Origin of the sequence: Streptomyces spiramenti (genome assembly GCF_012034385.1) — a bacterium.
GTDB lineage: Bacteria > Actinomycetota > Actinomycetes > Streptomycetales > Streptomycetaceae > Streptomyces > Streptomyces spiramenti.
The window spans coordinates 1-18,310 of the sequence record NZ_JAAVJB010000098.1; the positions used below are offsets into that span (position 1 = coordinate 1).

Below are 18,310 nucleotides of genomic sequence, written 5' to 3' on the forward strand. Positions count from 1 at the left end.
GGACAGCGGTTCGTCCAGCAGCAGCACCTCGGGACGCACCACCAGCGCCCGGGCCAGTGCCACGGCGCTGCTGCTGCCGGGGCTGGTGGCACTCCTGCTGACCTACGCCATGCCCTTGGTGTGGGTCGCCCGGATGGCGTTCAACGAACCGCTCCCCGGTGGGGCGATCCGGCAGACGCTGACGCTGGGCACCTTCGCGGACGTCCTGGGCGACGGCCACTACTGGCGGGTCATCTGGCAGACCGTCGAGCTCGGGGTGCTCGTCACGGTCTTCACGCTGCTGCTCTCCTACCCCCTGGCGCTGTTCCTGGCCCGTACCACGAGCAGGTGGCGGGGGCTGCTGATCGCGCTGGCGGTGACCCCGCTGCTGATCTCCTCGGTGGCCCGCACCTTCGGCTGGATGGCCATCCTCGGCAACCAGGGGGTCGTGAACAAGACGCTCCAGTCGATCGGGGTGACCGACACCCCGATCCAGCTGGCCAACAACCTCACCGGCGTCGTCATCGCCTCCACCGAGATCTACATGCCCTTCGCCATCCTCGTGATGATCAGCGGATTCGGGCGACTGGACCCCGAGTTGGAGCGCGCGGCGGCATCGCTGGGTGCCGGCCGGCCCGCCGTGCTGCGCCGGGTGGTCCTCCCGCTGACGCTGCCGGGGGTGCTCACCGCCGGGCTGCTGGTCTTCGTGCTCAGCCTCAGCGGCTACGTCACCCCGCGCCTGATCGGTGGCGGCCGTGTCTTCGTGCTGGCCACCGAGATCTACGACGAGGCGATCACGTCGCTGAACTGGCCGGTCGCCGCCGTGCTCTCGATCGTGCTGCTGGTGCTCTTCGGGCTCGTGATCGTGGTCTACACGCGGCTCCAGCGGTTCGTCGAACGCCGGATCCTGGGAGAGAGGGGTACCCCGTCGTGAGAACCGGTCCCACCGGGCGGGTGGCGTGGGGCGCCCTGCTGGTCGTCCTGTACCTGTTCCTCCTGGCCCCGATCATCGTCGTGTTCGTCGTCTCCTTCGACGACGCCACGTTCCTGCGGTTCCCGCCCGAGGGCTTCACCCTCGACGCCTACCGGCAGGTCTTCGCCAACGACGACTTCCGCTCGGCCATCCAGGTCAGCGCGGTCACCGCCTCGATCACCGCGCTGCTGGCGGTGGTGACGGGCGTCCCGGCGGCGCTCGCCCTCTCCCGGGTCCCGTTCCGCGGGCGCGAGGCGATGGAGTCGGCCTTCCTGTCGCCGCTGCTGGTGCCCAACATCGTGCTGGGGCTGGCGCTGCTGGTGCTCTTCGCCCCCATCCCGCTGACCGACACCTACACCGGACTCGTCCTGGCGCACTTGGGCATCACCATCCCCTACGTGGTGCGCACGGTGTGCGCCTCGCTGGCCGGGGCCGACCCGCGTGCCGAGGAGGCGGCGCGCACCCTGGGCGCCGACACCTTCACCGTGGCGCGCCGCATCATCCTGCCGACGATCATGCCCGGCGTCGTCGCCGGCGGCGTCATCGCCTTCCTCCTCTCCTTCGACGAAACCGTCATCTCGCTCTTCGTCTCCGGGCAGAACGTGACACCGCTGCCGGTGGCCGTCCTGCAGTACGTGGAGTACCGCAGCGACCCCGCCGTCGCGGCGCTGTCGGTCTGCCTGGTGGTCCTTTCCGTGGTCGCCGTCGTGTTCGTCGAACGCAGCCTCGGGCTGCGACGGAGTCTGCGTTCGGGCTGACCGCAGCCCGCCGGCGGCCGACGACCGCCCCCATCCCCCCGCTCCACGATCAGGAGGCCGCCCGTGTCCACCGCTTCCCCCTCCCCCGCTGTCGACGCCGCCGCGCTGCACCGCGACAGCGTGGTCTTCAACGCCCTCGACTGCACCCCGCTGTCGTGGGCCGACGAGACCTACCTGGCGAAGCTCGCCGCGTCGGGCGTCACCGCGTTCAACCACGCCACCGTCATCTCGGGCGACTACGACGCCGCCGTCGCCAACATCGTCGGCTGGCAGCAGCGGCTGGCCGAGACCGGTGGTCGGGTCTTCCAGGGGCGCGGCATCGCGGACGTCCACCGCGCCAAGGCAGAAGGCTCCGTCGCCTGGTTCGTGGGCTTCGAGGACAGCAAGCCGGTCGGGGAGGAGCTGTGGCGCCTCGCCGCCCTGCACCAGCTCGGTCTGCGCTTCCTCGGGCTGACCTACCAGAACCGGAACTTCGCGGCCGACGGGTCCGGCGAGACCGCCAACGGCGGTCTCAGTCGGTTCGGGCGTTCCCTGGTCCGCGAGTGCAACCGGCTCGGCATCGCGCTCGACCTCTCCCACACCGGCGAGCGCTCCACCCTGGAGACCATCGAACTGTCGGAGAAGCCGGTGCTCGTCACCCACGCCGGCCTGACCCGCTACGTGGAGAGCCCCCGCAACAAGAGCGACCGAGTGGTCCGTGAACTCGCCGCGCGCGGCGGGGTCTTCGGCCTGGCCGCCAAGGCGGGGTTCCTCAGCCCCGAGGGACTCCGCGCCCCGGTGGGCCCGGAGGTCTTCGCCGACAACATCGACCATCTCGTCGAGATCGCCGGGGTGGACCACGTCGTCGTCGGGACCGACGTCGGCGACGAGCGCAAGTACAGCAGGGAGGGGATGGCCCGGGTCCGCCGCCTGTACCCCGAGATCCCGATCATCGACGACGAGCTGAACCTGGAGCGCATCCACCCGGTCGGCATGGGGACCCCCGCCGACCTCCCCCGCATCACCGAGGTGCTGGCGGGCCGGGGCTACTCGGCGGAGGATCTGCGCAAGATCCTCGGCGGCAACCTCCTCCGGGTCCTCGCGGACATCTGGGACGAGCCCGAGCAGGGCGCGGCGGCGTGACCCCCCGGCTCCCGGACGACACCCCGGCTCCCCGCCCGCCGGTGCTGGCCGTCATCGGCGCCGGCCCCCGCGGCTCGGCCGTCGTGGCGCGGCTCGTCGCGCACCTCTCCGCCGGGCCGGGGGCCCACGCCGAGATCCACGTCGTGGACCCGCATCCGCCCGGCGCGGGCCGGGTGTGGGACCCGGACCAGTCACCGCTGCTGCTGATGAACACCCTCGCCGGGCACGCGACCGCCTTCCCCGACGCCGACGCCCGACTGACCGGGCCGCCCTCCCCGGGGCCCTCGCTGCGCGACTGGGCCGAGCGGCACGGCCCCGGTGACGGCCCCGAGGCCCACGCCTATCCGGCGCGGGCGCTGATGGGCCGCTACCTCTCCTGGGCCCACCGCACCACGGTGGCGGGGGCGCCGCCGGGGGTGCGCGTGGTGCACCACCCGACCCGGGCGACCGGCCTGACGCGCACCCCCGACGGCCGTCTCCTGGTCACGCTGGCCGGCACTCCCGACCTGCTCGCGGACGCGGTGGCGCTCGCCACCGGCCACACCGACCGCGCCCCCTCAGCGGCGGACGCCGGGCTCGCCGCCCACGCGGCACGGCACGGCCTGGTCCACCTGCCGGCCGGCCACGCGCAGGAGCGCGACACGACCGCGCTCCCTCCGGGGTCGACGGTGGTGTTCCGCGGGCTGGGCATGGGCTTCTTCGACCAGCTCGCCTTGGTCACCGAGGGGCGCGGGGGGCGGTTCGAGCCGGCCCCAGGGCCGTCCGGCGGCCTCCCTGCCGGGCGGCTGCGGTACGTGGCGTCCGGACGCGAGCCCCGCATCCTCGCCACCTCGGGGCGCGGCGTGCCCTATCTCGCCCGTGCCATCGCGCACGCCGCGATGCAACCCGGTCACCGGCTCGTGGTGCTCGACGCGGCGGCGGTGGAGCGGCTGACGGCGTCCGCGCCCGGGAGCGTCTCCTTCCGGGAGGCCGTGCGGCCACTGATCCTCAGGGAGGCCGGGCTCGCCTGGTACCGCAACCTGGCGGACCACAGCCCCGGCGCGCTGACGGTCCCGGGCGGTGAGTTCCTCGGAGAGTACGCGGCCACCGCCCCCGGGTCGGAGGCGGAGACCGCGCTCGTCGCCGCCGCTGTCCCCGACGCGCGGCACCGCTTCGACGCGGGAGCGATCGACCGGCCGCTGTCGGGCCGGGTGTTCCCCGGCGCGGACGGGCTCGACGCGTGGGTGCGGCAGTGGCTGGCCGACGACCTGGCGGGGGCGCTCGATCCGGAGCGCTCCCCCCTGAAGGCCGCGGCTGCCGCGGTCGCCGCGATCAAGGGCCCGGTGCGGCGCCTTGCCGCCTCCGGCGTCCTGGACGCGGCGTCGGTCGCGGAGCTGGCGGAGTTCCGGTCCTTCGGCGCCCACGTGGCGAGCGGTCCACCGGCGTCGCGGGCCGCGGAGCTCCTCGCGCTGGCCGAGGCGGGCGTGGTCGCGTTCCTCGGGGCGGAACCGGTGGTGACCACCGACGGCGAGGACGGCGAACCGGGCTGCTTCACAGTGCGCACCGCCTCGCTGCCGGACCGGCCGGTGCGGACCCGGCGCCTGCTGGACGCCTGGCTCCCGGCCGCCGACCTCTCGCGGACCGCCGACCCGCTGCTGGCGGGGCTGGTGCGGTCGGGGACGGCGCGGGCCCACCGGGCCGGCCCGTCGGGCGACGGACCCCCCACCGGTGCCCTGGACGTCGACCTCACCGACTTCCGCGTGCGGGACCACCAGGGCCGACCGGCGGCCGACCTCTTCGCCTTCGGCATCCCGCTGGAGGGGCTGGAGTGGAACACGGCCATCGGGGCCCGGGCCGGTACGGACGCGGCGCTGTTCCGGCAGGCCGACCGGATCGCCCACGAGATGCTGCTCCGCGCGGTGCCGTCCGGACCACACCCGGAGGCGCCGACGGTGGCGTCCGGACCATGCCCTGCGATGCCCGCGTCCCGGACGTCGCACGGCCGATCAGTCGGCCCGGCCCGCGGACAGGCCGGCGGGGCGAGCCGGGGTCAGGGCCGGGCGAGCGAGGTGCCGTAGGTCTCCGGCGCGCCGGAGTAAGGCAGGCCGTCCAGCGAGGCGTCGGTGCAGAACCGCACGAGCAGGTCGGCGAAGTCGGCGATCCGCTCCATCGGCGCGAGGTGGTCGGTCTCCCCGATGGTCAGGAACCGCGCCAGCGGCAGCTGCCGGGCGACGTCCCGTCCCATGGCCGGGGTGGTCAGCGTGTCGTACTCGCCGGTCACGACGAGGCTCGGCACGGCCGGCACGGGCGCCGGCCGGAACCACTCGTGGCGCAGCATCCGGGTGTTGTGCTCGGTGGACCTGCGGCGCTGCTCGGGGGTCTGGCCCACGATCTGCTGGTGGACGAGGCGGGCCATGGCGGCGTGCCGGCGCACTCGCCCGGCGCCCTGCGGGGAGACGAAGCCGTCGGCGAGCTCCCGGGCGACCGCGGCGGTCTCGCCCCGCTCGATCATCTCGGCCCAGCGCTTCATCGAGGCCGTGTACTCCGCGGTGACGTGCGTGGTCATGCCGACCAGCAGCAGCCGCGCGATCAGGGACGGGTGGTGCTGCGCCAGCCGCACGCCGACGGCACCGCCGTAGCAGGCGCCGACGAGGTTGACGCGCCGCACGCCGAGTTCGTCGAGCAGGTGCCGTGCGGCGGCGGCCAGGAAGTCCACGCCGTGGCGGCTCGGCAGGAAGTCGGCCGTCCCGTAGCCCGGTAGGTCGACCGTGATCACCTCGGCGACGGCGCTCAGCCACTTCTCGTGCCGGGTCCAGGAGTTGCGGTCCTGCGCCGATCCGCCGAGCACCAGGATCGGTTCGGTCACGGGTGTCTGGGGGCGCACGACGCGGCAGGTGTAGCCGAACCCCTGGAACGAGAGGTCCCGTTCCTCGACGCGGATCGACCCCCGCCCCAGCCGCTCTGCGGCCTGCGCCGTGTCATGGGTGAGGAGGGCGTCGGTGGTCATGTGAGGACTCCTGGGCTCCGGGACGGACAACTGTGTCGCTGTTCAGCGGCCGGTCGGCCGGCGACCCGTGCCCTCCCCCGCAGGCCGACCCGGAAGGGAACGGCAGCCGGGGAGACGACCGCACCCGTCCGGGTGTTGCGCGGGCCACACGGGGACGAACTTACCTGAAAACCCCTCGAAGCTCCCAAAAAGCGTGATCAGTCGGGTACTTGGCGTATCACACCGAAGCCTCCCGCGGCTGCCGCCGTTTCAGCGGGACTCCCTGACCCGCCCGGCCGCGGGTGGCGCCGCAGCCTCGTCGCGGAGAACGTCCGCGAGGGCGCGGGGCGGGCGCCCCGTCAGCCGGAGGACGGTGTCGGTGGTCCGCTCCTCCTCGCCGCGGGCGACGGCCGAGTCCAACGAGGCGAGCAACTCAGCGAAGGGACGGGGCAGTTCCGCCGCCAGGCGGTCGACCATGGCCGCCACGGTGAGACGCTCGTGCACGACACGCCGCCCGCAGGACCGGGAGAGCTCCTCCGCCACCCGGTCGTAGCTCAGCGCCTGCGCGCCGGTGAGCAGCAACTCTCCGGCCGGGGGCGCCTCGGCGGTGAGCACCGCGGCGGCCACCGCGGCGATGTCGCCGGCGTCGACGAAGGCGACGCGACCCTCGCCGGTGGCGGTGCGGAGGACCCCTTCCTCGCGGGCGCTGCGGGCGTGGAAGTGATCGCCGAGGAAGTTCTGCATGAACCACGACGGGCGGAGCACCGCCCACTCCGGGACGAGACCGGGAAGCGCGGCGTGCACCTCCCCGACCGCCGGGCCCCCCGCGGGCACCGCGGACGAGCTCAGCAGCACGACCCGTCGCACCCCGGCGGCGCGTGCCCGCCGGAGGAAGGGCAGCACGACGGCCGCGGGGCCGGGGTCACCGACCGGCGGGACCAGGTACAGGCGGTCGGCGCCGTCGAGCGCCGCGGCATGGGTGGCGGGGTCGTGCCAGACGAAGCGGACGGGCCGCGCCCCCGGGACCGACCTGCCGGAGCGGGAGGCGGCGTCGACCGCATGACCCCCTGACAGGAGTCGCGCGGTCAGACGCGAGCCGGTGGTGCCGGTGGCGCCGACGACAAGGATGCGTCCGGCGGGAGGGTGAGGAGTGGGCACGAATGTTCTCCCATGTCGTGAGCGAGGGAACGGTTGTCGTGAGCGAGGCGCCAGCGGACGCAGTGGCCGTGGCGGGACAGCGGCGCGATGCCCCGGAGTAACATACGGACCGCCGGTCCGCTTAAACCTATACGGACCGACAGTCCGTTTTCAATCCGGGGAGTCAGCCATGCCAGAGCGCCGACCGCGCGCCGACGCGACCCGCAACCGGGAGGCGGTCCTCGCCGCCGCCGATGACCTGTTCGCCCGGTGCGCCTCCCCCGACGAGGTCACCATGGCCGCCGTCGCGACCGCCGCCGGCGTCGGGAAGGCGACGCTGTTCCGCGGATACGGCGACCGGGCCGGCCTGCTGCGCGCGCTGTGGCAGGCGCGGCTCGGTCCGCTGTGGGCGGAGGTCGAACAGGGGCCACCGCCCCTGGGCCCGGGCACGCCCCCGCGGCAGCGGGTAGCGGCGCTCCTCGACGCGATGCTGTGCTTCAAGCTCGACCACCGCCACCTGGCCTCCGCGCTGGAGTCCTCGGGCGCCGGCAGTCCCTACGGCACCGAGCAGTACGCGCGGGCGCACCGGCTGCTGCGAGCCGAGCTCGCCGGACTCCCCGGGCAGGACAGCGACTTCACCGCCCACGCGTTGCTCTCCGCCGTGCGCGCGGACCTGGTGGTCCATCTCGCGGCGGCGCCCGACCACGACCGGGAGGCCGCGCGCACCGCCCTCGCGGAGCTGGTCGCGGCGGTGCTCGGCGACCCGGTGGACCGCCGGGCCGACCTCACCGCCCGGACGGCGGACGAAGCGCGCCCGTGACCCCTCCGGGTCGCACGGCGGCGAGAGCGCGGGGCACACACTCCCGCGCCCGGGTTTCGGGGACACAGCCCCGGCGCGCCGCGCGGCCCCGTGGTGCCTTCGCGGCCGGTGCCGCGCTGTCGCCGTGGCCCGGCCGCCGCCAGGTCCTGTCTGGTGGAGAGCGCAGGAAAGCCCCGCGGCGTCCGAGCCAGGCGCCGCGTGCCAAACGCCGCGGGCCAGGCGGGATTCATCAGACAGGGCCTACAGCGACCTGAGTCGGAGATTCTTCGGCGGCAGGCGGCGACTCTCCGACTCATGTCACTAGACTCGGGGCACATGATCGTATGGCTGAACGGCACGCACGGCGCGGGCAAGACGACGACCGCGGCGCTCGTACAGCGCCTTCTCGCCGACTCACGGGTGTTCGACGCCGAGAAGGTCGGCGAGGCCCTCATGGACATCGAGCCGGCGCTGCCCGCGACCGACAACTTCCAGCACTGGCCGCCGTGGCGGCCTCTCGTGGTGGAGACCGCTCGGCGTGTCCTCGAATACACGGGCGGCACCCTGGTGATGCCCATGACCGTTCTGGTCGAGGAGTACTGGCGGGAGATCAGCGCGGGTCTCGCCGCCCACGCGATCCCCGTCCGGCACTTCGTCATCCACGCCGACCACGACACCCTCCGCGGACGGATCGCCGGGGACACGGTGGTCGGCCAGGACTCGCCGTTCCGTCTCCAGCACCTCGACCCGTACGCGGAGGCGGCCCGCACATGGCTCCACGCCGAGGCCGAGGTCGTCGACACCACGCACCTCACCCCCGCCGAAGCCGCCCACCGGATCGCGGCGGCCGTCAACCGCTGAGCGGGCCGGGCGCCTCAGCGACCCCCGCGGCGGCGCGACGGAGGATCCGCCGTCCGGGGGAAGGTCGTGTCGAACTCGCGCTCGACGCAACCCCGCACGTCCCGCGCACATCCGGTTCGAGGTCCTAGTCGAACGGGCTCCGTCGCGCGAACGGGCCGCCGGCGGCACAGCGGGCGACCACCCACCCGACCCGCCCCGGGACCCGGAGGAACGGTGTTCGACGGGAACAAGCCGACAGAGCACCCATCTCACGATTTCCCCACTCGTCCCCCATCACGCGCTCACGACCGCGAAGAACCCCTCACGCACCCGCGCGTCAGGTTCTTCTCCCGGCGGGCCGGGCGTGCCAGACTGATCATGTGGGCCTTTCAGCTGCTGTCGTCGTGACCGCTCCCGGCTCGCCGGACGACATCGCCGGCGTAGCGCCGCGCGGCGAGTTCGACATGGACGCGAGCGAACCGTTGGCCGAGGCGCTGACGGCGGCCCTCCGGTCGCCCTCGCGCGGCACCCTCCTGGACCTGTCAGGCCTCACCTTCGCGGACTCCACCCTGCTGGCTCTGGTGCTGTCGACGGTCGAGGACCACCGCGAGGCCGCGCGGCCCCTGGTGATAGCCGGCCCCTTCGCCTCCTCCGTGTGGCGGGTCTTCACCGTCACCGGGGTCGTCGCGCACCTGCCGCTGGCGCCGGACCGGCGCGAGGCGCTCGACAGGCTGCGGTCCACGGGCCCGGCGCCCGTCTGACCCTCGCCGACCCCGGCCCGCCGCCGACCGCGACGCTCCCCCGGGCTCGTCCCACGGCCCCACCTGCGGCGCCGTAGAATCCCCTGTCGTGACTGAGAAGCCCCGCATCCCGAACGTCCTGGCCGGCCGCTACGCATCCGAGGAGCTGGCGCGACTGTGGTCGCCCGAGCACAAGGTGGTGCTGGAGCGCCGCCTGTGGCTGGCCGTGCTGCGGGCCCAGCGAGACCTGGGCATCCCGGTGCCCGAGGACGCACCGGGCGACTACGAGCGGGTGGTGGACCAGGTGGACCTGGCGTCCATCGCCGAACGCGAGCGGGTCACGCGGCACGACGTGAAGGCGCGCATCGAGGAGTTCAACGCGCTCGCCGGACACGAGCAGGTCCACAAGGGCATGACCTCCCGGGACCTCACGGAGAACGTCGAGCAGCTCCAGATCCGGCTGTCGCTGGAGCACGTGCGGGGTCGCACCGTCGCGCTCCTCGCGCGGCTGGCACGGCTGGCCGCGCAGCACTCGGGGCTGGTCATGGCCGGCCGTTCGCACAACGTGCCCGCGCAGGCGACGACGTTGGGCAAGCGGTTCGCGACTGCCGCCGACGAGCTGCTGGTGGGGCTCGGACGACTGGAGGAGCTGCTGGCCCGCTACCCGCTGCGGGGGGTCAAGGGCCCGGTCGGTACCTCGCAGGACATGCTCGACCTGCTCGGCGGGGACGCGGAGAAGCTCGGACAGCTGGAGCAGCGGGTGGCCGGCCACCTCGGCTTCGCCCACGCGATGACCTCCGTCGGTCAGGTCTACCCGCGCTCGCTGGACTACGAGGTCGTGACGACGCTGGTGCAGCTGGCGGCGGCCCCCTCGTCACTGGCGCGGACGATCCGGCTGATGGCGGGGCAGGAGCTGGTGACGGAGGGCTTCCGCGCCGGGCAGGTCGGCTCCTCGGCGATGCCGCACAAGATGAACACCCGATCCTGCGAGCGCGTCAACGGCTTCGCGGTGATCCTCCGCGGGCACGCCTCGATGGTCGGCGAACTCGCCGGTGACCAGTGGAACGAGGGCGACGTCTCCTGCTCGGTCGTCCGCCGGGTCGCGCTGCCCGACGCGTTCTTCGCCTGGGACGGCCTCCTGGAGACCTTCCTCACCGTGCTGGACGAGTTCGGTGTCTTCCCGGCCGTCGTCGAGCGCGAGCTCGACCGCTACCTGCCGTTCCTCGCGACCACCAAGGTCCTCATGGGCGCGGTGCGTGCCGGGGTCGGCCGGGAGGAGGCCCACGAGGTGATCAAGGAGCACGCCGTGGCCTCGGCCCTGGCGCTGCGGGAGGGCGCCGAGCGCAACGAGCTGGTCGACCGGCTCGCGGCCGACCAGCGTCTGCCGCTGGACCGCGCCGAGTTGGAGGCGCTCATGTCGGACCGCCTGGCGTTCACCGGTGCTGCGGAGTCCCAGGTGGCCGCCGTGGTCGCCGCCGTCGAGAAGGTCGTGGGACGGTTCCCCGCCGAGGCCGCCTACTCCCCCGGCGACATCCTCTGACCGACCCGCCGGTGGGCCCCGTCGGCCGCGGTGTTGCGGATCGCGGGTGTCGGGGCCGACCGCTACCATCGCGCGATCGGCGCTCACCCCGGGAGGCGGACAGTGGGGAAGCTCACGGGCGGTGACCCGTCACTGCTGCGCAAGATCAACTCCGCGGTGGTGCTGCGGGCGCTGCGCGACGCGGGTGGTGCACCCACACTCAGCGACCTGGTCTCCGCGACCGGGCTCTCCCGCCCCACCATCGAGGGCGCGCTGGAGGGGCTGGCCGCGGCCGGACTGGCGGCGGAGGCCACGGGTGGGCCGGAGGCACGGCGTGTGGGCCGACCGGCCCGGCGGTTCCGCTTCCGGGCGGAGGCGGGCCACACGCTCGGGGTCGGCATCGGCGCACACCGGGTCCAGGTCGTGCTGGCCGACCTCGCGGGGCGGCGGCTGGGCTCCGTGGGCGTGGCTGTCGCGGAGGGGGCGTCGGCGGCGGACCGGCTCGCGGTCGTCGACGCGACGATCGCCGAGGTGCTGGCGGAGGCCGGGGTCGACCGGGGGTCGCTGCGGGCGGCGGGGGTCGGGACGCCGGGAGTCATCGGCACGGAGGGCAGCGTCCGACTCTGCACGGCGCTGCCGGGGTGGACGGGACTGCCGCTGGGCGAGCACCTCCGGGAGGTGCTCGGGTGCACGGTGCTGCTGGAGAACGACGCCAACGCCGCGGTGCTCGGTGAGCACTGGGCCGGTGTGGCGACGGGATGCGGCGACGTCGTGATGGTCCTGGCCGGGCTGAGCCCCGGCGCCGGGTCACTGATCGGCGGACGGCTGCGCCGCGGCCACCGGGGCGCGGCCGGCGAGATCGGCGCGCTCCACCTGCTGGGACGGGAGTTGACGCCCGAGCATCTGCTCTCCACCGACGGCGAACCGCTGCACCCGCTGGACGAGACCGCGGTGGGGCGCGTGTTCGACCTGGCCCGCTCGGGAGACTCCCGGGCGGTCGGTGCGGTGGAGCGGTTCTCCCGGCGTGTCCTCCACGACGTGACGGCGCTGGTGCTGGCGCTCGACCCGGAGTTGGTCGTCGTCGGGGGCTGGGCCGCGGGCCTGGAGGAGGTGCTCGGTACCCTTCGGCGCGAGCTGCCGCAGTACTGCCTGTGGACGCCCCGCGTGGAACTTTCGGCGCTCGGTGAGGCCGCGGTGGCCACGGGTGCGCTGCGGCTGGCGCTGGACCGGGTCGAGGAGGACATCTTCCGGGTGGCGGCGCCTGCCTGAGCCGACCGCCGCCCCGGCGGGCCCGGGGCAGCGGTGGGCCGCGCGGGTCAGTGCGGAGTCGGCGCGGTGTGCCGGTCGCCGATGGTGAGACGGCAGGTGTCGGCGCGGTAGGTGGCGACGCCCACGGCGGCGACCTGCCCGGCGACCACGTACTGCGAGGTCACCACGAGCACGGGCGCGCCCGGCAGGCGGCCGAGCCGGCCGGCGTCCTCGTCCGTGGCCGATCCCAGCTCCACCGAGCGGTCGAGTCCGTCGAGTGCGAACCGGTGGAGGCGCCGCAGGACACGGCGGCCTTCCTCGATGTCCTCGGTCGCGGCGCCACCGGCGGGTTCGCGGGAGACGGGCAGGCCGAGCCGGGGCTGGGGGACGTGGAGCAGTTCGACGGCGACCGGGCGGCCGTCGCCCCCACGGTCCCGGTGGACGGTCTCGACGAGCTCTCCGGGGGCGGTGCCCAGCAGCCGCGCGACGGTCAACGGCGGCAACCCCCTGGTTCGCCCGGTGACCTGCCAGTCGTCCCCGGGCGCGCCGGGCCAGGCGTCGGGCGAGGCCCCGACCTCCACCACGGTGCGCGGCGGGGCGACGGTGGTCCCGACACCTCGACGGCGGTGCAGCCGTCCTTCCAGTTCGAGCTGTTCCAGGGCCTGCCGCAGGGTGGCGCGGGCAACGCCGAAGCGGGCGGCGAGTTCGCGCTCGTTCGGCAGCACCTGCCCGACGGCGAACTCGGTCTCCAGCGCCTCGGAGAGGACCGTCTTGAGCTGACGGTGTTTGGGCTCGACGCCCTGTTCGACGTGTGTGGTCCCCACCGCTGCCTCCGCCCCGCACCCGACCGGGTCCGCCCCCGCGCCGGATTATGAAAGGTTCTTTCTTATATGACGGACGATAGAGCGGCCACGGGGGCTTGGTCAAGACCAATCCACCCAGCGGACCGGCGGCCACCCCCGCGTAGGATTCGGGCAGTTGTCGGCGCGACCGGGGCCGGCCGGGAACGGAGGGTGCGGCCATGACGGAACAGGCACCGGTGACCGTGGTCACCGGCGGCAGTCGGGGGATCGGGGCCGCCGTCTCGTCCCGGTTGGCAGACGAGGGGCACCGGGTCGCCGTGGTGTGGACACGGGACGAGGCGGCGGCCGTCGCCACCGTGCGGGGCATCGCCGATGCCGGGGGCACGGCGATGGCGCTGCGTGCGGACGTGAGCGTGGAGGCGGAGGTCGACGCGCTCTTCGACACCGCGGCCCGCGAGCTCGGCCCGGTGACGGGCCTGGTCAACAACGCCGGGGTGACGGGGCGGCTCGGCCGACTGACGGACACCCCACCGGAGACGATGCGGCGCGTCTGGGAGGTCAATGTCATGGGGACCCTGCTGTGCTGCCGACGCGCCGTACGGGAGATGTCCACCCGGCACGGCGGGCGCGGTGGCGCCGTCGTCAACATCTCCTCCTGTGCGGCGACGCTCGGCAGTCCCGGTGAGTACGTGCACTACGCGGGCTCCAAGGCGGCGGTCGACGCGATCACCACCGGGCTCGCCAAGGAGCTCGCGCTGGAGGGCGTCCGGGTGAACTCCGTCCAGCCCGGCATGATCGTCACGGACATGCACGCGGCGATGGGCGACGCCGAGCGGCCGTGGCGGCGGGCGGACCGGGTCCCCATGGGCAGACCGGGGCAGCCGGAGGAGGTCGCCGGCGCGGTGGCCTGGCTCCTCTCCGCCGACGCCGGCTACACCACGGGGGCGGTGCTGCGGGTCTCCGGCGGACTGTGACCCTGCAGACACCGGTGGTTGCGGATACCTGACCGCGGACGCGGGAAGCAGAGCGCACGGGGGACGACCTCACGCCGGGCGCACCCGCCGCGCGGATCGCGCGCCGGGGCCCACCGGCCACCCGTCGAGGCCGAACGGCCCCTCGCGGCACCGCTTCGCACCCGGGCGCCGGGAGCAATTCGCGGTCCTGCCGCCCGGAGGCTGGAAACGTTCCCACGGGGAAGACGTGCCGGTACTAGGATGGCGTCCCTGACGGCTCGTCAGCTCTTGGTGGCCGAGTCGTCACGCCGGGTGCCACCGCGAGGACGGGGTGGTCCGTACGGCACGCGCCGCTGTCGGCGCGTCGCCGACTTGCGGCGATCTGCCGGAAAGATCCTTAACTTACCGGTCACAGAACGTTGGTGACCGCGCAATACCGGGGGGTGACAGTGGGGGCATGAGTGAGACCTCCGCGTACCGAGGACCGAGCCGACGTCCGTCGCGGGCGACCGGCCCGACCGGATCCGGCGCGGGCCGGCTCTGCCGTCCGTCGGTGGGTCCCCGCGCCGACGGGGTGAGCGGGGCCGCGGCGCCGGTGGCGGCTCCGGCCGGGATCACCCTGCGCCCGGCGGGGCCGTCCGACATCGCCGCGGCCCGCGCCATGCACGACCGCTGCTCGGAGGAGTCGCTGGCACGGCGCTACCACGGGCCGCCCGGCGACGCCGGACGCTACCTCCCGCACCTGCTGGGCCCGCACCACGGCCGGTCCCTGGCCGCGTGGTGCGAGGACGGGCGCCTGATCGGCCTCGGCCACCTGATGTGGGACGGCGACGAGGCCGAGGTCGCGCTGCTGGTGGAGGACGACTGGCAGCGACGCGGTGTGGGCACGGCGCTGCTGACCGAACTGCTCGCCGCCGCCGCCCTCTCCGGCCGCCGTACGGTCTACGCCGTCACCCGCCCGTCCGACACCGCGATGGTGCGCACCATGCGCACCTCCGGGCTGCCGCTGGAGTACGACCACTGCGACGGCGCGCTGGTGGTCAGCGCCCGGACCGCCCGGAACGCCGTCCCGGTGACCTCTCCGCCCCGGCGCTGAGCCGCCGGGGCGGGGCGGGCGGGCCCGCGACGCCGGTCTCCGGCCGTGCCGGACGGGCCGACGGTGCGTCGACGGGGCCCGTTTCCTCAGGCACCGTCACGGGACGAGCGCGGTGGCCGACGGAACGGCGGTGGCGGCCGACGCGGCCAGCGCCGCGTCCAGATCGCGCCAGAGGTCCTCGACGTCCTCCAGCCCCACCGACATGCGCAGCAGCCGGTCGCTGATCCCCCCGGCCCGCCGGTCCTCGGCTGCGACGATGCGGTGGCTGATCGACCCGGGGTGCTGGATCAGGGTGTCGACGCTGCCGAGGCTCACGGCGGGGGTGATCAGCCGGACCGCGCCGATCACCTCGTGCGGGTCGCCGGCGACCTCGAAAGCGACCATGGCTCCGCCGAGGCGCGGGTAGTGCACGCGTTCCACCCGGGGGTCGGCCGCGAGCCTGCGGGCGAGTTCCGCCGCTCCCGCCGACTGGGCCCGCATCCGGACGGGGAGAGTGGCGAGTCCCCGCAGCAGCAGGTACCCGGCGAGCGGATGGAGGACGCCGCCCGTCGCGAAGCGGATCTGCCGGAGCGCCCGTGCCTGCCCCTCGTCGCAGGCGACCACTCCGCCGAGTACGTCGCCGTGGCCGCCGAGGTACTTGGTGGCGCTGTGCAGCACCAGCGAGGCGCCGTGGTCGCGGGGACGCTGGAGCACCGGGGTGGCGAAGGTGTTGTCCACGAGCAGCGGGACGTCGCCGCAGCGGGCGGCGAGGGCGTCGAGGTCCATCTCCGCGAGAGTCGGGTTGGCCGGTGTCTCCGCCAGCACCAGACCGGTGTCGGGCCGCAGCGCGGCGCCGACCCCGTCGGGCTCGGCCCAGGTGACCTCGGTGCCGAGCAGTCCGCTCTCCAGCAGGTGGTCGCTGCACCCGTACAGGGGGCGGACGGCGACGACGTGCCGCAGACCGGCGGCCCCGCGGGCGAGGAGCACCGCGGAGAGCGCTGCCATGCCGCTCGCGAACGCGACGGCGGACTCGGTGCCCTCCAGCCGGGCGAGCGCCCGCTCGAACCGGGCGGTGGTCGGGTTGTCCAGACGGGCGTAGACCGGCGGCCCCGACAGCTGTGCGCCGGTGGCGGCGAAGGCGTCCAGGCGCGCGGCCTCGCCCCGGCTGTCCGGGCTGGGGTAGGTGGTGGACAGGTCGAGCGGTGCGGCGTGCAGGCCGAGGGCGGTGAGGTCCTCTCGGCCCGCGTGCACCGCCTCGGTGGCCGGGGCGTGGGCGGCGGCCTGCGGGCGGTGCGGCGCGGAGGGCGGTGTGTCCATGGGCAGAGTCTGAACATCGGCCGGGGTCGGTGGGGCCGGGGCCGTGCTACGTTCGGCCGATGTCCGATTCGGTGGTTCTCGATCCGGTGGATCTGGAGATTCTCCGCCTGTTGCAGAACGACGCCCGGATGACCTACCGGGAACTGGCCTCGGCCGTGGGGCTGGCCGCTTCCACCTGCCTGGACCGGGTCTCACGGCTGCGGCGCGGCGGGGTGATCCTCGGACAGGTGCTGCGGGTCGACCCGGCGCGGCTGGGTCGGCCGCTGGAGGCGCTGCTCTCGGTGCAGGTGCGTCCGCACCGCAGTGAGCTGATCGGTCCGTTCGTCGAACGGGTCCGTGCCCTGCCGCAGGCGCGGGCGCTCTTCCATCTGACGGGCCCGGACGACTACCTCGTACACGTGGCGGTCGCGGGACCCGCGGCGCTGCAGCGCCTGGTACTGGAGGAGTTCACCGCACGGCGCGAGGTGGCGCGGGTCGAGACGCGGCTGATCTTCGGCCGGTGGGAGTGCGGGCCGGTGCTGCCGCCCGCGCCGTCGGAGTCGGGATCAGCGGTCGAGGGGGGCGGTGTGGTGCCGCAACGTTGAGCCCTCGCTCCCCTTGCGCACCTCCAGCCGGGCGGGCACCCGGGCCCGGAGCTCCGCGACGTGGCTGACGATGCCCACGGTGCGGTCCTGTTCGCGCAGTGCGTCGAGGAGGTCCAGCACCTCGTCGAGCGTCTCCTCGTCGAGGGTGCCGAACCCCTCGTCGATGAAGAGGGTGTCGAGCCGCCGCCCGCCGGACTCCTCGGCGACGGCGTCGGCGAGCCCGAGCGCCAGGGCGAGGGAGACGAGGAACGACTCGCCGCCGGAGAGGGTGGCGGTGTCGCGGTCCCGTCCCGTCCAGGCGTCGGTGACACGCAGTCCGAGCCCCGAGCGGGCGCGCCCGGAGCGGGCGTCGGTGTGGGTGAGGGTGTAGCGGCCGGCCGACATCCGGTGCAGCCGCGAGCCCGCGGCCTGCGCCACCTGTTCGAGCCTGGCGGCGAGGACGTACGTCTCCAGCCGCATGCGGTGGCGGTTCTCGGCCGCGGTGCCGGAGGTGAGCTGCGCCAGCCGGGAGACCCTGCCGGCGTGGGCGCGCAGCGGCAGCTGCCGCCGCAGTGCGACGTGCAGCTCCTCGGACAGCGTGTCGAGCTCGTGCGCCCGGGCGCGGGCGGCGGACTCGGACGCCCCGGCCGTGCGCAGGGCCCGGAGCGCCTCGTCGAGGGCGCGGGCGGTGGACCGGGGGTCGGCCGGGGGGAGGTCGGCCGCGCGCGCGGCGGCCAGGTCCCCGAGGACTGCCGCGACCACACTCTCCTCGGCGGCGTGGCCGTCGATCTCGTCGGCGAGGGAGCGCAGCTCCGCGTCGGGCAGCACAGCGTCCGCAGCGGCGTCCGGGCCGGTGAACCCGGCACGGAACGCGGCGTCGGCGGCGCGGGCGTCCGCGTCCTTGTGTCGGCCGGCGGCGTCGGCGGCGGCCGTCGAGGCGGCGGCGGCGTCGTCGAGGCATTGCGCGCTCTCCTCCAGCGCACGGGCGCGTTCGGCGACGCCGATGGCGTCGCCGAACGCGTGGCGGGTCTCCTCCTCGGCCTCGGCGAGGTCGGCCGCCAGGGCGACCCTGCGCTCGGCGCGGGAGCGGGCCCGCTCCCGCAGTTCGGTGAGGCGCAGCTCCAGGGCACCGCGGCGGTCCGTCGCGCGCTCCAGGAGCAGCGCGGTCCGGTCGGCCGTCGGACCGGCGGCCCTGGCGGTGTCGGCCTCGGCCGCCAGCCGGGACTCGGCGGCGGCGAGGGCGTCGACGGTCTCACCGGCGGCGCGGAGCAGTTCGGCGTGGTGGGAGACGGCCGCAGCCAGGTCGTGCTCGGCGCCGCGGCGGCGGTCGGCGGCCGACTCGTGGCGGACGAGTGCCGCCTCCTCGGCGGCGAGGTCGGGGGTGGCGGCCTCCGCGGTGGCGGGCGCCGGGTGCTCGGTGCCGCCGCAGACGGCGCAGGGTTCGCCGGGAAGCAGTCCGGCGGCGAGCTCGGCGGCCACCGAGTCGAGTCGCCGCTCACGGACGAGCAGCCACTCCTCG

18 protein-coding genes are annotated in these 18,310 nt (G+C 74.7%); 12 read left to right on the top strand and 6 right to left on the bottom strand.

Annotated features, from left to right (window positions below; translation table 11 throughout):
- Positions 1-63 (bottom strand): hypothetical protein (locus HCJ92_RS25820; RefSeq protein ID WP_420824706.1); only part of this gene is annotated, 63 nt, incomplete at its 3' end.
- A gap of 70 nt (positions 64-133) precedes the next feature.
- Here HCJ92_RS25820 and HCJ92_RS13425 point away from each other — a divergent pair.
- The 4 genes from HCJ92_RS13425 (at position 134) to HCJ92_RS13440 (ending at position 4,889) form a co-directional block, all read left to right on the top strand.
- Positions 134-913 carry an ABC transporter permease gene (locus HCJ92_RS13425; RefSeq protein ID WP_420824707.1) on the top strand — a complete coding sequence of 260 codons (780 nt, stop codon included), beginning with the start codon at positions 134-136 and terminating at the stop codon, positions 911-913.
- Positions 910-1,710 (top strand): ABC transporter permease subunit, encoded by an 801-nt coding sequence (locus HCJ92_RS13430; RefSeq protein WP_167933801.1) that lies wholly within the window; start codon positions 910-912, stop codon positions 1,708-1,710. The genes HCJ92_RS13425 and HCJ92_RS13430 overlap by 4 nt, the downstream gene beginning before the upstream one ends.
- Positions 1,711-1,773: 63 nt before the next feature.
- Entirely contained in the window at positions 1,774-2,832 is a 1,059-nt protein-coding gene (locus HCJ92_RS13435) for a membrane dipeptidase (protein ID WP_167933802.1), read from the top strand.
- Positions 2,829-4,889, top strand: coding sequence for an FAD/NAD(P)-binding protein (locus tag HCJ92_RS13440; RefSeq protein WP_167933803.1), 2,061 nt, complete (start codon positions 2,829-2,831; stop codon positions 4,887-4,889). The genes HCJ92_RS13435 and HCJ92_RS13440 overlap by 4 nt, the downstream gene beginning before the upstream one ends.
- On the opposite strand, the gene HCJ92_RS13445 is transcribed toward HCJ92_RS13440, so the two are convergent.
- The gene (locus HCJ92_RS13445; RefSeq protein ID WP_167933804.1) at positions 4,862-5,818 is read right to left on the bottom strand and encodes an alpha/beta fold hydrolase; all 957 of its coding nucleotides are present in this window, start codon (positions 5,816-5,818) and stop codon (positions 4,862-4,864) included. The genes HCJ92_RS13440 and HCJ92_RS13445 overlap by 28 nt on opposite strands.
- 249 nt (positions 5,819-6,067) lie before the next feature.
- The gene (locus tag HCJ92_RS13450) at positions 6,068-6,955 is read right to left on the bottom strand and encodes an NAD(P)H-binding protein (protein WP_338054160.1); all 888 of its coding nucleotides are present in this window, start codon (positions 6,953-6,955) and stop codon (positions 6,068-6,070) included.
- A gap of 169 nt (positions 6,956-7,124) precedes the next feature.
- On the opposite strand from HCJ92_RS13450, the gene HCJ92_RS13455 reads away from it, so the two are divergent.
- From HCJ92_RS13455 to HCJ92_RS13475, 5 genes are all read left to right on the top strand, one after another.
- A complete protein-coding gene (locus HCJ92_RS13455; RefSeq protein WP_167933805.1) occupies positions 7,125-7,754 on the top strand; it encodes a TetR family transcriptional regulator in 630 nt (209 codons plus the stop codon).
- A 315-nt stretch (positions 7,755-8,069) separates the two neighbouring features.
- Entirely contained in the window at positions 8,070-8,594 is a 525-nt protein-coding gene (locus HCJ92_RS13460) for an AAA family ATPase (protein ID WP_167933806.1), read from the top strand.
- 359 nt (positions 8,595-8,953) lie between these two features.
- Complete coding sequence (locus HCJ92_RS13465) at positions 8,954-9,334, top strand: STAS domain-containing protein (RefSeq protein ID WP_167933807.1); 381 nt, start codon at positions 8,954-8,956, stop codon at positions 9,332-9,334.
- 88 nt (positions 9,335-9,422) lie between these two features.
- Positions 9,423-10,853: an adenylosuccinate lyase gene (gene purB, locus HCJ92_RS13470; RefSeq protein ID WP_167933808.1), complete on the top strand. Its 1,431-nt coding sequence runs from the start codon at positions 9,423-9,425 to the stop codon at positions 10,851-10,853.
- Positions 10,854-10,955: 102 nt separating this feature from the next.
- Positions 10,956-12,101 (top strand): ROK family protein, encoded by a 1,146-nt coding sequence (locus HCJ92_RS13475; protein WP_167933809.1) that lies wholly within the window; start codon positions 10,956-10,958, stop codon positions 12,099-12,101.
- 47 nt (positions 12,102-12,148) lie between these two features.
- Here the strand turns inward: HCJ92_RS13475 and HCJ92_RS13480 are convergent, their stop codons facing one another.
- The gene (locus tag HCJ92_RS13480; protein ID WP_167933810.1) at positions 12,149-12,904 is read right to left on the bottom strand and encodes a GntR family transcriptional regulator; all 756 of its coding nucleotides are present in this window, start codon (positions 12,902-12,904) and stop codon (positions 12,149-12,151) included.
- 197 nt (positions 12,905-13,101) lie between these two features.
- On the opposite strand from HCJ92_RS13480, the gene HCJ92_RS13485 reads away from it, so the two are divergent.
- Positions 13,102-13,857 carry an SDR family oxidoreductase gene (locus tag HCJ92_RS13485; RefSeq protein ID WP_167933811.1) on the top strand — a complete coding sequence of 252 codons (756 nt, stop codon included), beginning with the start codon at positions 13,102-13,104 and terminating at the stop codon, positions 13,855-13,857.
- A 436-nt stretch (positions 13,858-14,293) separates the two neighbouring features.
- Positions 14,294-14,932: a GNAT family N-acetyltransferase gene (locus HCJ92_RS13490; RefSeq protein ID WP_167933812.1), complete on the top strand. Its 639-nt coding sequence runs from the start codon at positions 14,294-14,296 to the stop codon at positions 14,930-14,932.
- A 96-nt stretch (positions 14,933-15,028) separates the two neighbouring features.
- Here the strand turns inward: HCJ92_RS13490 and HCJ92_RS13495 are convergent, their stop codons facing one another.
- Complete coding sequence (locus tag HCJ92_RS13495; protein ID WP_167933813.1) at positions 15,029-16,228, bottom strand: trans-sulfuration enzyme family protein; 1,200 nt, start codon at positions 16,226-16,228, stop codon at positions 15,029-15,031.
- A gap of 59 nt (positions 16,229-16,287) precedes the next feature.
- On the opposite strand from HCJ92_RS13495, the gene HCJ92_RS13500 reads away from it, so the two are divergent.
- Entirely contained in the window at positions 16,288-16,812 is a 525-nt protein-coding gene (locus HCJ92_RS13500) for an Lrp/AsnC family transcriptional regulator (RefSeq protein ID WP_167933814.1), read from the top strand.
- Here the strand turns inward: HCJ92_RS13500 and HCJ92_RS13505 are convergent.
- Positions 16,774-18,310: SbcC/MukB-like Walker B domain-containing protein (locus tag HCJ92_RS13505; RefSeq protein ID WP_275942295.1), on the bottom strand; the 1,537-nt coding region annotated here is incomplete at its 5' end. The two genes, HCJ92_RS13500 and HCJ92_RS13505, sit on opposite strands and share 39 nt — an antisense overlap.